Source organism: Nitrospinota bacterium, from assembly GCA_016217735.1.
Classification (GTDB): domain Bacteria; phylum Nitrospinota_A; class UBA7883; order JACRGQ01; family JACRGQ01; genus JACRGQ01.
On record JACRGQ010000029.1, the window covers coordinates 1 to 15,215 of the forward strand.

General features: G+C 57.5%; 15 protein-coding genes. 11 read left to right on the forward strand and 4 right to left on the reverse strand.

The window, feature by feature from the left end:
• Window positions 1-280 precede the first annotated feature (280 nt).
• Genes HZA03_04840 through HZA03_04855 form a run of 4 tightly spaced genes read left to right on the forward strand, consistent with a single transcriptional unit; the run spans window position 281 to window position 3,613 of the window.
• A complete protein-coding gene (locus HZA03_04840; GenBank protein MBI5637279.1) occupies window positions 281-1,120 on the forward strand; it encodes a class I SAM-dependent methyltransferase in 840 nt (279 codons plus the stop codon).
• 27 nt (window positions 1,121-1,147) lie between these two features.
• Complete coding sequence (locus HZA03_04845) at window positions 1,148-2,959, forward strand: HAD-IIIC family phosphatase (protein MBI5637280.1); 1,812 nt, start codon at window positions 1,148-1,150, stop codon at window positions 2,957-2,959.
• Entirely contained in the window at window positions 2,952-3,200 is a 249-nt protein-coding gene (locus tag HZA03_04850) for an acyl carrier protein (protein ID MBI5637281.1), read from the forward strand. The genes HZA03_04845 and HZA03_04850 overlap by 8 nt, the downstream gene beginning before the upstream one ends.
• A gap of 32 nt (window positions 3,201-3,232) precedes the next feature.
• A complete protein-coding gene (locus tag HZA03_04855; GenBank protein ID MBI5637282.1) occupies window positions 3,233-3,613 on the forward strand; it encodes a dehydratase in 381 nt (126 codons plus the stop codon).
• Between the two features lie 217 nt (window positions 3,614-3,830).
• On the opposite strand, the gene HZA03_04860 is transcribed toward HZA03_04855, so the two are convergent.
• Window positions 3,831-4,295: a zinc ribbon domain-containing protein gene (locus HZA03_04860; protein ID MBI5637283.1), complete on the reverse strand. Its 465-nt coding sequence runs from the start codon at window positions 4,293-4,295 to the stop codon at window positions 3,831-3,833.
• A 139-nt stretch (window positions 4,296-4,434) separates the two neighbouring features.
• Between HZA03_04860 and HZA03_04865 the strand changes: the two genes are divergently transcribed.
• Together HZA03_04865 and HZA03_04870 are read left to right on the forward strand one after the other, a co-directional pair.
• Window positions 4,435-4,695, forward strand: a complete 261-nt coding sequence (locus HZA03_04865; protein ID MBI5637284.1) for a DUF4160 domain-containing protein — start codon at window positions 4,435-4,437, stop codon at window positions 4,693-4,695.
• A gap of 5 nt (window positions 4,696-4,700) precedes the next feature.
• A complete protein-coding gene (locus HZA03_04870) occupies window positions 4,701-4,949 on the forward strand; it encodes a DUF2442 domain-containing protein (GenBank protein MBI5637285.1) in 249 nt (82 codons plus the stop codon).
• An 84-nt stretch (window positions 4,950-5,033) separates the two neighbouring features.
• Here HZA03_04870 and HZA03_04875 read toward each other — a convergent pair whose 3' ends face one another.
• Window positions 5,034-5,765 carry a hypothetical protein gene (locus tag HZA03_04875; protein ID MBI5637286.1) on the reverse strand — a complete coding sequence of 244 codons (732 nt, stop codon included), beginning with the start codon at window positions 5,763-5,765 and terminating at the stop codon, window positions 5,034-5,036.
• Between the two features lie 107 nt (window positions 5,766-5,872).
• On the opposite strand from HZA03_04875, the gene gyrA reads away from it, so the two are divergent.
• Genes gyrA through serS form a run of 3 tightly spaced genes read left to right on the forward strand, consistent with a single transcriptional unit; the run spans window position 5,873 to window position 10,431 of the window.
• Window positions 5,873-8,326, forward strand: coding sequence for a DNA gyrase subunit A (gene gyrA, locus HZA03_04880; GenBank protein ID MBI5637287.1), 2,454 nt, complete (start codon window positions 5,873-5,875; stop codon window positions 8,324-8,326).
• Between the two features lie 3 nt (window positions 8,327-8,329).
• Window positions 8,330-9,109, forward strand: a complete 780-nt coding sequence (locus HZA03_04885; protein ID MBI5637288.1) for a tetratricopeptide repeat protein — start codon at window positions 8,330-8,332, stop codon at window positions 9,107-9,109.
• A 14-nt stretch (window positions 9,110-9,123) separates the two neighbouring features.
• Window positions 9,124-10,431, forward strand: a complete 1,308-nt coding sequence (gene serS / locus HZA03_04890; protein MBI5637289.1) for a serine--tRNA ligase — start codon at window positions 9,124-9,126, stop codon at window positions 10,429-10,431.
• A gap of 20 nt (window positions 10,432-10,451) precedes the next feature.
• On the opposite strand, the gene HZA03_04895 is transcribed toward serS, so the two are convergent.
• Window positions 10,452-11,708 carry an HD domain-containing protein gene (locus tag HZA03_04895; protein ID MBI5637290.1) on the reverse strand — a complete coding sequence of 419 codons (1,257 nt, stop codon included), beginning with the start codon at window positions 11,706-11,708 and terminating at the stop codon, window positions 10,452-10,454.
• Between the two features lie 54 nt (window positions 11,709-11,762).
• Window positions 11,763-12,557, reverse strand: coding sequence for a CDP-diacylglycerol--serine O-phosphatidyltransferase (pssA, locus tag HZA03_04900; protein ID MBI5637291.1), 795 nt, complete (start codon window positions 12,555-12,557; stop codon window positions 11,763-11,765).
• Between the two features lie 90 nt (window positions 12,558-12,647).
• Here pssA and HZA03_04905 point away from each other — a divergent pair, with 90 nt between their 5' ends.
• On the forward strand, window positions 12,648-13,985 hold the full coding sequence (locus tag HZA03_04905; protein ID MBI5637292.1) for a histidine--tRNA ligase: 1,338 nt from the start codon (window positions 12,648-12,650) through the stop codon (window positions 13,983-13,985).
• A gap of 340 nt (window positions 13,986-14,325) precedes the next feature.
• Window positions 14,326-14,865: an N-acetyltransferase gene (locus tag HZA03_04910; protein MBI5637293.1), complete on the forward strand. Its 540-nt coding sequence runs from the start codon at window positions 14,326-14,328 to the stop codon at window positions 14,863-14,865.
• Window positions 14,866-15,215 lie beyond the last annotated feature (350 nt).

A 15,215-nucleotide genomic window follows, 5' to 3' on the forward strand; every position in this document is an offset into this window, starting at 1 on the left:
CGCTATGCGCTTCTTGAAATCGCATGAGTAACACCTCCTGCCCGAACATCGTCTTTCTCATAAAACGCCTCCATGGACGTTTTATATAACCGGACAGGTAATGTGCTCCTACACCGGACGGTTAATGTGCTCGCAACAGGGTGAAAGGCTCCGGGTTGTTGGCGAATAAGAAGTCATGTATAATTTTCAACGTTTACATTTTTTAAAAGAGACTGAAACCATGCAAACAGAAGATAGCGTAGCGACTTTTGAGAGAAGTCTTCAGGCAATGGCCCCTTATATGAGCAAAATAGTTTCCCGGGGACATGATGCGTTCGGTGAAGCGTGGCGCGCGGAATTTGAAGCAATGCTGCAAACAATGTTCAGCGGTAACGGGGAGAGCTTGAGGAACGCCGCCAGCGGCTACCTAAAATTTTCGCTTGATGCAATGCGCCTGCAAAAACAGTTTGAAAAAGACCGGACATATCAATTTACCTCGTACGATACCGCCCGCGCGGCGGTTTATGATAATGCGGAATACATGAATGGCCTTTACCTGCCGGGCATTCTCATAAGCCACTTTCTTTGGCCCCACCATTACCGGCAGTCACGCTTTTTCCGCAAAGAGTTTCTGCCCCGCGTACAAAATGCGGGAAACATCCGTTTCTGCGATGTGGGGGTGGGAACCGGCTTTTACAGCCATTTTCTCCTGTCGGAAGCGCCCCATGCGATGGGGGATGGTTTCGATATCAGTCCTCACTCGCTGGACTTTGCCGCACGGATGATGGCCGCCGCCGGGTTTTCGGGGCGGTGGACGCCGCATAAGCGCGACATCGTGGCCGATACGCCCGGAGAGCAGTGGCCATTCCTGCTCTGCGTTGAAGTTCTCGAGCACCTGGAAGATCCGCTTACGTTCCTTAAGACGCTAAGAAAAATGCTTCAGAACGGCGGTTCGGGATTCGTTACCGCCGCCATCACGGCGCCTAATGAAGACCACATTTACCTGTACAATAATTGCGAAGAAGTTATCGCGCAGCTGCACGCCGCGGGATTTTCCATCGACACCTACTTCGAGGACGCCGCCTATTCGCCGCGCAAGGATGAGCCGGTTCCGAGATTAGGCGCCTTTATCGTTAGATGAGCAATGGGCGGGCAAAGGAAAGAAACGGTGAGGCGGCTGCTCAATTACCCTTTCGACCCGTTTGTCATTCTTAAAAAGAAAAAAGAGATTCGAAGGCGCATCATCGAGGAAGCATCCGCCGCTTCTCCCTCTTACTTCCAGCCGCTACCGGTTAAGATCGCCATCCTGGGCGGCTCCACTACGGCGGAAATAAAGGATATCCTGGATTTGTTCCTTTTGAAGTTCGGCATCCATGCATCGTTCTACGAATCCGCCTACAACAAATTCTACGAGGAAGGCGCATTTCCCAACCCGCGGCTGTCGGAATTCGCTCCGGATATAATCTATGTGCATACCACCAAAATGAATATCACCTCTTTCCCCGGGATACATGACAGCCGGGAAGCGGCCGATGGGAAATTGCGCGAGCAGATGGGACATTTCGTAACTTTATGGGAGGCGTTGCGCTCCACATACGGAGCCACTGTGATTCAAAACAATTTTGAACTTCCTTCCCACCGCATATACGGAAACCTTGATTTTGCCGACTATCGCGGAAAAGTCAATTTCGTCAGCCGACTCAATATGGAGTTCGCCACATACGCTTCTGAAAAAGACCGGTTTTACATTCACGACCTGAATTACCTTTCCGCGTGTTTTGGGCTGGAAAAATGGCACGACAAAACCTTCTGGCACACATACAAATACGCCATGTGTTATGAAGCGATCCCGCACATTGCCCACAACCTTTCAAATATGATCAAGGCCCTGTATGGCAGAAGCCGCCGGGCGGCTGTGTTGGATCTGGATAATACGCTGTGGGGAGGGGAGGTTGGCGACGATGGCGCCGAGCATATACGTATCGGGCCTGATACTCCTTTGGGCGAAGCGCATACGGCCTTTCAACTGTACTTGGGCGACCTTAATGCGCGGGGCGTTTTGCTGACCATTGCGTCTAAAAACGATCCCGCAATTGCCGCCGAGGGCCTAAAGCATCCGGGCAACGTGCTGAGGCCGGAAAATTATTCGGCGGTCAGGGCCAATTTCGCGCCAAAAGACGGAAATATCATGGAAATTTCGCGTGAAATCAACATCAGTCCTGAAATGATGGTTTTTATTGATGACAACCCCGCTGAACGCGCTTTGGTGGAAGCTCAGATTTCAGGCATCGCCGTGCCGGATATAGGAGCGGATGCAACCCGCTACATCAGGTTCATTGACAGGGAAGGCTACTTTGAACCAGCCTCCCTGCACGAGGACGATCTTCACCGTTCCTCTTACTACCTGAAAAATGCCGAACGGGAAGATCATCGCCAAAAATTTACCTCCTATGAGGATTACCTTGCCTCCCTCGCAATGAAAGCGGAGATTACCCATTTCAGGAAAAATGCATTGGAGCGCATTCACCAACTGGTGCATAAAACCAACCAGTTCAATTTGACCGGCCAAAAATATTCCACAAGCAAACTAAACGAAGTGATGTCGGATAAAGGCCACATCTGCCTGCAGGCCCGGCTCACGGATGTTTTCGGCGATAACGGCCTGGTGTCCGTGTTGATCGGATCGATCAAAGATAACGGTCTTCACATTGACCTGTGGCTGATGAGTTGCCGCGTCCTGAACCGCGCTTTAGAGCAGGCCATGTTGGATGTCCTTATCCACCATGCCATCGGAAAAGGGATAAAGACATTGTGGGGATACTATACGCCCACCGCCCGTAACCGCTTGGTGGCGGGATTCTACCAATCCATCGGCTTTCAACCTGTCGATAGCGGTTCACCGGTGAATGCGGTGTGGCAATTCGATTTGACTGAAGGATATAATGCAAAAAACACGCTGATAAAGGTAACCCATGACTAATAAACAGATTTTTGAAAAAACCCAGGATGTCTTTAGGGAAATATTTGACCAGCCCGGCCTCGTCATCCAACGCTCCACATCGGCCAACGATTTGGAGGAATGGGACTCGCTTAACCATATAAACCTCGTCGTCTCCATCGAAAAGGAATTTGGAATAAAATTCGCCTTGGGCGAACTGGAGACTCTGAAGGACGTGGGGGGCATGCTTGACCTCATACACCGAAAGTTGACTGGCTTGTGAATGATTACCGGTTTGCGGATTTATCGGTGGGCATGGGCGCGGAATTCATGGTTGGCATCACCCATGAAAACATGGCCGCTTTCCGTCGCATGTCTGGTGACGAAAACCCCCTCCACATCGATCCGGTTTTTGCCCGCGAGGCTGGCTTTAAAGATAATGTTGTCTACGGCATGTTGGTGGCTGCCTACTATTCCACATTGGTTGGAATGTACCTTCCCGGCAGATTTGCATTGTTGCACGGGGTGGATGTCTCGTTCCAAAAGCCGGTGTTCCTCGGCGAATCGCTCACAGTCAGGGGCGAAATAACCTATCTCAACGAAGCATTCAAGCAAATGGAAATCAAGGCATCCATCATTAATCAGGATAATGTTATTATCTCAAAGGCAAAGATTAAAACCGGGGTGCGTCAGTAACACCGCCCGCCATTGCGGCATCGAATTCGATTCCCATATCCCATTTAATGATAAAACCCCTGTAAATAAACGGTGAAAATAGCGTTTGTGCGGTGTAAAAATACGCGCGGAGCCGGCAATGACTCCCTAAAATCTGGAGGATTTCTTGCGATGAAGCCCCGCCACGCCGTTCCGCGGAAAAACCTGTTTCTCATACCCCTCGACCGCGTGATGCGGCTCAATCCTGCCGCGAGGGCGGTTTCGGGTGACCAATGATGTACGGCGATGTCCGCTCGATTATTTTATCCACTTTCCCCACCGCTTCCTGCCCGCTGATGGCGCTTTCGGGTCTCTCCTCGGCGGGCTGTACATCCTCAAGCACCGGCAGTTTCTCCACCGGCGCGGCGGCGGGAGCCGGTGCCGCGCCGGACGGCTGTTGAACCTCCGCCTTCTTGCCCTTGGCGGCAAAATGATAGTAGCCGAAGACCGCCGCCACAATAATGATAATGATGATGACCGGGTTCAAAAACCCTTTTTTATCCTCCGGCGGGGGGGCGGCGGCCGCTTTTTTGGCATCCTCCGCCTTCTGCTTCAGCTTCTTCAAATACATCCGCACCTGAATGTGGCAATGCGGACATTCCACCGCCGTATCGGCGATCTCTTTGCGGCATTTGGGGCACTGCATACCCTTTAAAACTAGCATGAAAAACCGGTATTGTTGAAAAAATCATGTCTCATTTTTCCGGCCCCCTTCCTTCAATCAAGACCGCTCCCGATTATGCCGGTTGTTTGCAATGCGCTTAATGCTTTTGTACAATTTAGTTGAACCTGAAGGAGATGCATTGCCGACAATAAGCGAGTTTTTCGGAATTACCATACGAATGTATTACGATGACCACGCATCGCCCCATTTTCATGCATATTATGGCGGTCATGCCGCCGTTATTGAAATAAAGACGCTTCAGTTGAAGGAGGGTGAGTTGCCCCGCCGCGCATTGGCTCTTACGCTGGAATGGGCATCATATCATCGTCAGGAATTGATAACGGATTGGAAACTGGCCGAAGAACATCGGCCCCTTAACCCTATCGCACCGTTGGAATGATGTAGATGGAAAAAGTTGTTTCGGTAAAAGCGCTGGACGGATACCGTCTGGAAGTTGCCTTTTCGGACGGAGTTCAAGGCATCGTCCCGCTGAAAGACCGTCTGTTCGGCCCAATCTTTGAGCCATTGAAAGATGCCGTGTTTTTCCAAAAGGCGGCAGTGGATGAATTCGGGGTCATCTGCTGGCCCAATGGAGCGGACTTGGCGCCCGATGCCTTGCACGACGCCTTGAAAGCGCAAATGCAAACCGTCTAAGCTCTGTCGTATCCCATTTCCCCGCAATGATGATATTTCCCAGTTGTTAAACGACTTGGACAATCAGGGCAGGGCGGATAACGCCTAAAACACCCACTTCACGCCGAGGGAGTAAACCTGGTTGATGTTCCCGATGTGGTAAAAGCGGAAGGAATCGTTGCGCGTGAGGAGGTTGCTGGTGGTGGCGATATATACCTGCGTTCCCGGCTCCGGGTTGCCCGTCAGCGTCACCCCGATGGCGTCGTTGTCCGGCCGCCCCAGCCCCTCTTGCCACTGGTGTCCGTAAACCACCTCCAGCGCGGCCGGCGGGCCGAACGAAAGCATTATCCCGCCGGATACCTCGAATGCGTTGGCATAGCCGCCTGAATACTCGGAACGGTAATTCCCCACATAATATGTAACCGACATCTCGTCGTCCAATCGAAGCTTCCCTTCGGCGGCCGCCTCCCAACTGGTGAACTGGCGCCCGGCGCTGTTGTCGTTCGCGCCGGCCAGCCGCGCTTTTAAAGCCGCCTGATACCCCCTCGCCGGCAGGTTAACCACCCGCCAGCGCACTCCCAGCGGTATCAGCTCCAAACTGTCCGTCAGGCCGTGGCGAAAATAAATGGCCGGAGCGGCGTACCATGTGTCGCCATCCTGCCGCTGGATGATGTCGCCGCCGAAACCAAGCTCGGTGTTCCCCTTCGGCAGGATGATCGATCCCCCCATTTGAAGGGCCGACGGCACCTTTTCGCGGGCCGCGGACGCCCCATCCGGCAGGATCAAAAAGGCCATAAAAAGCCCCATGGCGGCGGGAAACCGGTTTTTAAAGCGCATTGGCGGATTATACGCTCCAACGCGCGGATATTCAATGTGTTAAAATGCAAAAAAAGCCCGTATATTTATGTTTCAACCTTTTGACCGTCTGATATAATTTGCAGTTCATGGAACAGGAAAATCTCCGTCAAATCCCGATAAACATCGAAGACGAAATGAAGTCTTCGTACCTCGATTACGCCATGAGCGTGATCGTGGGGCGCGCCCTGCCGGATGTGCGCGACGGCCTCAAGCCGGTGCACCGCCGCTCGCTTTTCGCCATGCACGAAATGGGGAACAGTTACGGCAAGGCGTATAAAAAATCGGCTCGCATCGTCGGCGATGTTATCGGCAAATACCATCCGCACGGCGACACCGCCGTGTACGACACCATCGTCCGGCTGGCGCAGGATTTTTCCATGCGCTACCCGCTGGTGGACGGGCAGGGCAACTTCGGCAGCATAGACGGCGACGCCGCCGCCGCGATGCGCTATACCGAAGTGCGGATGCACCGCCTCACCGACGAAATGGTGGCGGATCTGGAAAAAGACACCGTCGATTTCACGCCGAACTACGACAGCTCGATGCGGGAGCCGTCGGTGCTCCCCTGCCGCTTCCCGAACCTGCTGGTGAACGGCAGTTCCGGCATCGCCGTCGGCATGACCACCAACGTGCCGCCGCACAACCTCGGCGAGGTCTGCGCCGCCGTGAAACACCTCATCGACAACCCCGGCTGCTCCATTGACGACCTCATAGCCATCGTGCCGGGGCCGGATTTCCCCACCGCCGGCATCATACAGGGACGCGGCGGCATCCACAGCGCCTACCGCGCCGGCAAGGGGCACATCAGCATCCGCGCCCGCGTGGAATTCGAGACCAACAAGCGGGGCGACCAGGAAAACATCATCGTCACCGAGTTCCCCTATCAGGTGAACAAGGCCCGCACGCTGGAAAAAATAGCCGAACTGGTGCGCGACAAGCGCGTCACGGGCATATCCGACCTGCGCGACGAATCGGACCGCACCGGCATCCGCGTGGTCATCGAGCTCAAGCGCGACGCCGTGCCGAACATCGTGCTCAACCAGTTGTACAAGCACACCCAACTGCAGGAAACCTTCGGCGTCATCATGATCGCGCTGGTGAACCGCCAGCCGCGGCTGCTGAACCTCAAGGAGATGCTCACCCACTTCATCGAGCACCGCCGCGTGGTCATCACCCGCCGCACGCTGCACGACCTGGACAAGGCGAAGGCCCGCGAACACCTGCTGGAAGGGCTTAAAACGGCGGTGGACAACATCGACGAGGTGGTGGCGCTCATCCGCAAAAGCGCCTCCCCCGCCGAAGCGCAGGCGGGACTGATACAACGCTTCGCCCTTTCCGACGTGCAGGCCAAGGCCATCCTCGAAATGCGCCTGCAGCGCCTCACCGGGCTGGAGCGCCAGAAGATACTCGACGAACTGGCGGAGGTCCGCAAGGACATCGAGCGCCTCATCTTCATCCGCGACCACGAAGAGGAGAAATACCGCATCATCAAGGAAGAGATGGACGAGATCGTGAAGAAATACGGCGACAAGCGCCGCACCGAGATAGAGGAATCCGAATCCGACATGCAGGACGAAGACCTCATCGCGCGCGAAGACGTGGTGGTCATCCTCACGCAAGGGGGCTACATCAAGCGCGTGCCGCTGGATGTGTACCGCGCCCAGCGCCGCGGCGGCAAGGGGGTGAAGGGGATGGACGTGAAGGACGAGGACGTGGTGGTGCGCGTGTTCATCGCGAACACCCACACCTACCTCGTCATTTTCACCTCCACCGGCAAGGTCTACCGCGTCAAGGTGTGGGAGATTCCGCAGGCCAGCCGCGTGGCGCGGGGCAAATCGCTGGTGAACTTCCTCGGCATCACCGCCGACGAAAAAGTGACCGCCGTCTTCTCCATAAAAGACTTTGACGACGAGGGCAAACATCTGGTGCTGACCACGCGGCACGGCACCGTGAAGAAAACCGACCTGAAAGAGTACGCCAACATCCACACCAAGGGGATCATCGCCATCGTGCTGGGCGAAGGGGACGAACTGGCCGGCGTGGGGATGAGCGGCGGGGACGACAACATCTTCATCGCCACCGCGCGGGGGAAGGCGATCTGCTTCCACGAGGCGGACGCGCGCGCGATGGGGCGCCGCACCGCCGGCGTGCGCGGCATCAACCTGGAAAAAGACGACTACGTGGTGGGGATGGAAGTGGTGAACAAGGACTCCGTCATCCTCACCGTCACCGAACACGGCTTCGGCAAACGCACGCACATCAGCGATTATCCCGTGCAGGGGCGCGGCGGCAAAGGGGTGATCAACATCATCACCTCCGAGCGCAACGGCAAAACGGTCAGCTTCAAGGCGGTGAACGAAACCGACGAGATCATGCTCATCACGCTGGACGGCCAGATCATCCGCACCCGCGTAAGCGAAATATCCGTCATCGGCCGCAACACGCAGGGGGTGAAGATACTCTCCACCGAAGAAGGCGCCACCGTCGTATCGCTGGCCGTCATAGAAGAGGACAAAGACGAAAAAGAGGAGCGGCAATAACCGATGGTTCGCCGCGTTCTGCTTGCCTGCTGCCTGATGGCCGCCGCCGCGTGCATGTCGCGCACCGAGGCGATGATGCAGGAAGCCCAGACGCTCTACCTCAAAAACCAGTACCGCGAATCGGTGCGCGTGTTCCTCCGCGTGGTGGACCGCTCCCCCGGCAGCGCCCAAGCCGAAACCGCCCTGCTGCGCGCGGGGGAGATATTCATGCTGAACCTGCACGACCCGCAGAACGCGCTGGAATATTTCAACCAGGTCATCAGCGAATTTCCCGGCGGCGAAAAGGCCATTCAGGCGCGCGAACACATGGCCCACATCCATGAAAACACCCAGCGCAACTACGACGAGGCGGTGAACCAGTACCGCCGCATCCTGGAGACGAACCGCGCGAAAGAGCCGGAAAAGTACATCATGGCCATCGGCCGCAATTACTACCTGAAAGAGGACTACCGCCAGGCCGTGACCGAATACCGCCGCGTCATCGACACTTATCCAAACTCGAAATACGTGCCGGAAGCCGAATACGAAATCGCCAACTGCTTCTTCGTCGCGAACAAGTGCGAAGACGCCGTCAAGCAGTACCAGAAAGTCCTGGACAAATACCCGGACACCCCCCGCAAATACGACATCATGCTCTCCATCGGCGTCTGCATGGAGGACAAGGAAGACTACAGCCAGGCGCTTAAACTCTACCGCGACATCGAAGACAAATACGAAAACAAGGCGCTCATCAAAAAGCGGATAGAATCGACGCTGGCGCGCATGCAAAAGAAACACCGGTAAGGACGCAAGAACCGATGCTCGACATTAAGCTGATAAAAAAAGACCGCGAAGCGGCGGAGGCGGCGCTGAACCGCCGCGGGCAGCAATTCGACCTTGCCCCCGTGGTGGCGCTGGAAGACCGGCGCGTCGCCATGCAGGGAGAGCTGGACGCCTTGCGCGCGAAGCAGAACGAGGCCTCGGCCAAAATCGGCCAGATGGTGCGCGATAAAAAAGACCCCGGCCCCGCCAAGGAAGAGAGCAAGCGGGTGGGCGAAGAAATAAAAGAGCGCGAGGCCGCTTTCCGCGCAGTGGAGACGGAGTTGGAGAACGCCCTGCTGGCCATCCCCAACATCCCGGATGCCGCCGTGCCGCTGGGCAAGGACGAAACGGAAAATGTGGTCGTCCGCGAATGGGGCACACCGCGCGTGTTCGACTTCACCCCGAAGAACCACCAGGAACTGGGCGAGGCGCTCGGCATCCTCGACCTCAAGCGTGCGGCCAAGATCACCGGCGCGCGCTTTTCGCTGCTGCGCGGACAGGGGGCGAAGCTGGAACGCTGCCTGATGTCGTTCATGCTGAACCAGCACGCCGCCAACGGCTACGAAGAGGTGCTCCCCCCGTTCATCGTGAACGCGAAGTCGATGACCGGCACCGGACAGCTTCCGAAATTCGCCGACGACCTTTTTAAAATCGAAGGGGAAGAGCACTACCTCATCCCCACCGCCGAAGTGCCGGTGACGAACATCCACGCCGGCGAGATTTTGGCGGCGGAAGAGCTTACCAAAAAATTCTGCGCCTACACCCCCTGTTTCCGCCGCGAGGCGGGAACGTACGGCAAGGTTACGGCGGGCATCATCCGCCAGCACCAGTTCAACAAGGTGGAGATCGTGAAGCTGGCGAAGCCGGAGGATAGCTGGGCCGAACTGGAAACGCTGACCAACGACGCGGAGATGATTTTACAAAAGCTCGATCTGCCGTACCGCGTGATCGCGCTCTGCACCGGCGACATGGGGTTCTCCGCCGCGAAGACCTACGACATCGAAGTCTGGCTGCCGAGCATGAACCGCTATGTGGAAATCTCGTCGTGCAGCAACTTCACCGATTTTCAGGCCCGCCGCGCCAACATCAAGTTCAAGCGCGACGCGAAGGCCAAGCCGGAGTACGTACACACCCTCAACGGCAGCGGCCTCGCCATAGGCCGCACGATGGTCGCCATTCTGGAAAACTATCAAACGCCGGAGGGAAACGTCCGCCTGCCGAAGGCGCTGCGACACTTCATGGGAACCGGCATCATCCGCCCGCACGGAAGCCCGGAGATCGAGGAACCGCCGCTGGATATTTAGCCCCCTGCCGAAGGCTCCGCTCATTGCCCAACAAGCTGGCGGTACTTTTCCACGCGGCGCTGGGTGAGGAAAGAGGAGCGGTCAGCGACCGGCATCGGGCATTTCTTGCCGCGCTTGTGCAGCGGACATTCGTTTTTGCACCAGTCGTCGTCGCGGCATTCCCCGAAAATGCGCGGGTCTATGCCGAGGTCTTTCACCGTCATGGTGGCGGCGTTCACGGCGTGCGCCCACTGCGCGTCGTCGAAATTCCCCCGGTCGGCCCGGACGATCACCGGCAGCCGCCGCTCCATCCCCTGCCGCGCGGCGTTTTCGGCCAGCCTCAGCTTCGTGGTGTCGCGCAATCCGGGCCACAGCCCCGCGGTTTGATGCAGATAGCTTGCGGCAACCGCTGTCTTCACCCAATCGCCGGGAAGCCGCAGCCGGGCGCAGATTTTTTTCGCCAACGGCGCGCCCGCCTTGTCGTGGTTGTGATGACTGGGATACTGCGCGGGATCGGTCAGCAGTTTGCCGATGTCGTGCATGAACGCGCCGAAGCGGGCAAGCGGGTCGGGTGAAAGCGCGGCGGCCCGTTCCAGCGCCTCCAGCGAATGGGTGAGCATGTCCCCTTCCGGGTGATACTCTTTCGGCCCGGCCGGCACCGCGGCCATCCGGAACAGTTCGGGGAAATAGCCCCGCCCCACGTTGTGCTCCCTCATCGCGGTAAAAAAAAGCCGCGGCTTCTCCAGCCCAAACGCTTTTTCCATCTCGCGGGAAAACCGCTCCACCGGGATGCGCCGCAGCGCCCCTTCCCACTCGTGGCCGAAAATGAGCCGTTTCGTCCCCTCGTCCATCGCATATCCCGCGCATTCGAACCGGAAGGCGCGGAAGAGCCGTACCGGATCGCCGGTGAACGTTTGCGGCGAACAGGCGGTCAGCCGTTTTTGCCGGAGCGCCGCCGCGCCCCCCAGCGGATCGATGAGCGTGCCGTCCAGCCGCATGGCGATGGCGTTGATGGAAAAATCGCGCCGGGCCAGTTCTTTCTCCAGCGGCAGGGCCGGGTCGATGGGCCGCACCTCCATCCGCCCCACGCCGGCGACCGTCCGCGCCCAGACCGGCTCGGTGCTCACGCCGTCCACGCGCACGAATCCCAGCTTTGTGAGGACATCGGGGGAAACCAGCGCCACCATATCGGCGTCGTTGCGCGGAACCCCCAGCAGATGGTCGCGCACGGCGCCGCCGGCCAGAAAAAGCCTGCCGTGCAACCCGGCGGGCCAGAAGGCGCGCAACTGTTCAAGCACCGGCAACCTGCCCCCCTTGGCGTATGCGATGGTACGGCGCCCCGCGGCGCGGCGTTATTTGTGCAAGTGGCGCGGCGTTTCGGCGCCGGCCGAATCGCGCTGGAACAGCTTGGCGACGACCCATTCCAGGGGACCGGACACGGCGTAGCCGACCGCCACGATAAAGAGCATCAGTTCCGGCATCACCGCCAGGATGTAAATGACGAGCACCATGAAGACGAGGATGCTGAACGGACGGCGCCGGCTGAAATCGATCTGCTTGGCGCTGAAATAACGGACGTTGCTGACCATCAGGAACGCCAGCGCGTAAACCGTGGCGACCAGCACCATCGGCGGCAGCTTTTCCAGCAGGAAGAAATCCTTGGTCATGACGATCATCGAGGCGATCACCAGCGCCGCGCCCGGTATCGGCAGCCCCACGAACCGTCCCTGCCCCAGGCCGGAATGCGCCAGCGTGTTGAACCGCGCCAGCCGGAGCGCGCCGCAAATGACATAGAGGAAAGCCGCCATATACCCGATGCGGCCATACGGCTGCAACGCCCACGAGTAGACCAGGAAGCCGGGGGCTATGCCGAACGACATCAGGTCGGCGAGCGAATCGTACTCCATGCCGAAGTTGGTGGCGGTGTTGGTGAGGCGGGCGATCTTGCCGTCGAGGAAATCGAACAGCCCCGCGAGGATGATGGCGACCGCCGCGTGGTAGTACTCCCCGTTGAACGAGGCGATCAGCGCGTAGAACCCGCTGAAAAAACTGAGCGTGGTGATAAGCGAGGGGAGAATGAATATCCCGCGGCGGAGCTTGCTCCGCAGGGGCGTATCACGTCCGGAAACGTCCTGTTCATCAAGCATAGACAATAATTATACCACGGTGAAAGGCCGGGACATAATTCCCCAATATCTGCCGGATACGGGGCCAAAACTGGTGTAATATGCCCAGCTATGGCGGATAAATCAGTCAAGGCGGTCAAGGGGGTCAAGGACATACTCCCCGCCGATGCCGGTCTTTGGCGCGAGGTGGAGCGGCGCGCCCGCGCCCAGTTCGCCCGCTTCGGTTTTAAAGAGATCGTCCTGCCGATATTTGAGAAGACCGAGGTCTTCGTCAAAGGGGTGGGGGAAGAAACCGACATCGTCCAAAAGGAGATGTACACCTTCGAGGACCGCGGCGGCGAAAGCCTCACCCTCCGCCCGGAGGGAACGGCAAGCTGCGTCCGCGCGTTCATCGAACACTCGATGTACCACCCGCCGGGAGCCATCACCAAGCTCTACTACTTCGGCCCGATGTTCCGCCGCGAGCGGCCGCAGGCCGGGCGGTTCCGCCAGTTTTACCAGATCGGCGCGGAACTTTTTGGGGCGGCCGAGCCGGAGGCGGACGCGGAGGCGATCCACCTTCTGTGGCTCTTCATCCAGAGCATCAACATCAAGGGGCCGCGCCTCTACCTCAACAGTCTGGGGTGCGATGTCTGCCGCCCGCCGTTCCGCGCCGCGCTGGTCGATTTTTTGACCGCCCGCAAAGAGCGGCTCTGCGAAACCTGCCAGGGACGTTACGGGCGCAACCCGCTGCGCGTGTTCGACTGCAAGGCCCACGGCTGCCGGCAGGTGATGACCGAAGCGCCCGCCATCGACAAACACCACTGCCCCGATTGCGAAGCGCATTTCGCCCGCGTGAAGAAGGGGCTGGACGCGCTGGCGATTCCGTATGAGTTGAACCCCCGCATGGTGCGCGGGCTGGATTACTACAACCGCACGGTGTTCGAAGTCACCGCCGAAGGCCTCGGCTCGCAAAACTCCATCGCGGGCGGCGGGCGCTACGACGACCTCATAGGGAACAGCGGCGGCCCCGCGGTGCCGGCCATCGGCTTCGCGCTGGGCGTGGAGCGGCTGCTGGAATCGATCGGCGCGCCGCTGGAATTTTCGCCGGGGCATCCCGATGTCTTCATCGTTTACATGGAAGCGGCGGCGGACGAGGCGTTCCGCATCGCGGGCCGCCTGCGCCAAAAAGGGATCGCGGTGGAAAAGGCGTTCAAGCCGGCCAGCCTCAAGAACCAGATGGGGAAAGCGGACAAATCGGGCGCCCGCTTCGCGCTCATCATCGGCGAAGAGGAGCTTGCCACGCGCACCGCCATTTTGAAATACCTGAAGGGCAGTTTGCAACTAAAGCTTTCGCTAAACACCCTCGAAAAGGAACTTGTATCCTATGTGGAAGAATGTAGAAAAGATGCGGGAACTTTTTTTGAGTACTTTAAAAACGCCATATCCCTTTCCGGACAAATGAAATAAAGTAAATTGCCGGAAAAGAACCGGATTCTGGTTTCTTGTTTGGAATGGCGCATTTACGGGGAATTGAGGGAGAGGATAATCAAATCTATCTTGTAACGCGCCCCGCGAAGTAAAAGAGACGGCTACAGCCCCTCCCCGCCCCCCGGTAGGTGCGAATTCATTCGCACATTGGCGCGGAGCGCTTGGAAATCGGCGGCATATCCCGTTGGGGAGCCTGATTTGATTATTTTTGCCGGGTTGCGTACGATCATGTTTATTGGTTGGGCGCTACACAGGGGCCATATGGGAAATACCGGATAAAAATAAATGTTGGCCTTGAAAAAAGAGGAACAGTAGATTCATGAGTCCGAATATCGCTATCAGAAACGAGACGGATGCCGATGTTGGCGCGATAGCCGAGGTGACTGCCGCAGCGTTCAAAACCTTGGAGATCAGCAGCCACACGGAGCAGTTCATCATAGAGGCACTACGTGCCGCGAAGGTACTCTCGGTATCGCTGGTCGCAGAATTGGATGGCCGAGTAATAGGGCATATCGCATTCTCTCCCGTGGCTATTTCGGACGGCACCCGGAACTGGTATGGACTCGGACCTGTTTCGGTGTTGCCGGAGTGCCAGCGGCAGGAGATCGGCAAAGCCCTGATACGGGAAGGTCTGGCACGGCTGAGAGATATGAATGCTCAAGGATGTTGTCTCGTGGGACATCCGGGCTACTACAGAAAATTTGGGTTCACAAACATCCCGGAACTTGTGCATGAAGGTGTTCCACCGGAGGTCTTTCTCGCTCTGTCTTTCGACGGGCATACGCCGCAGGGCACCGTCACTTTCCACGAAGGATTCAAAGCAGATGGCCAACAAGAGGATGCAGACGACATTGGGTGAGTCCAGCTTCAGAATGGGAATGTGTCTCCTTGAGTATCTGAAGGTAAGTAAGGGGGGGCAACGCCCCCCTGTTTGGTAGATACGACTTCAGTCGCACATTGTCCCCTTGAAGGGGACATCCGGCGCGGTTTGAAAAAAATTTCCGTGCATCCCTCGCGCGTCAGCGCCAAGAGAATCGGTCGGCCCGCTGGGCCGATTGTGCGCTGAATTCGCACCTTGTATCTTGGAAATCGTAGAATTTCATTAAGTGGAAACCGGGGAAAACTGTGTCGCACCTAATGGCTGGGACCATGTTTGGTAGATAAGTTTCCCCGGTCTTCCGACAGACTCTGAACCGTATCTTAGGCCGA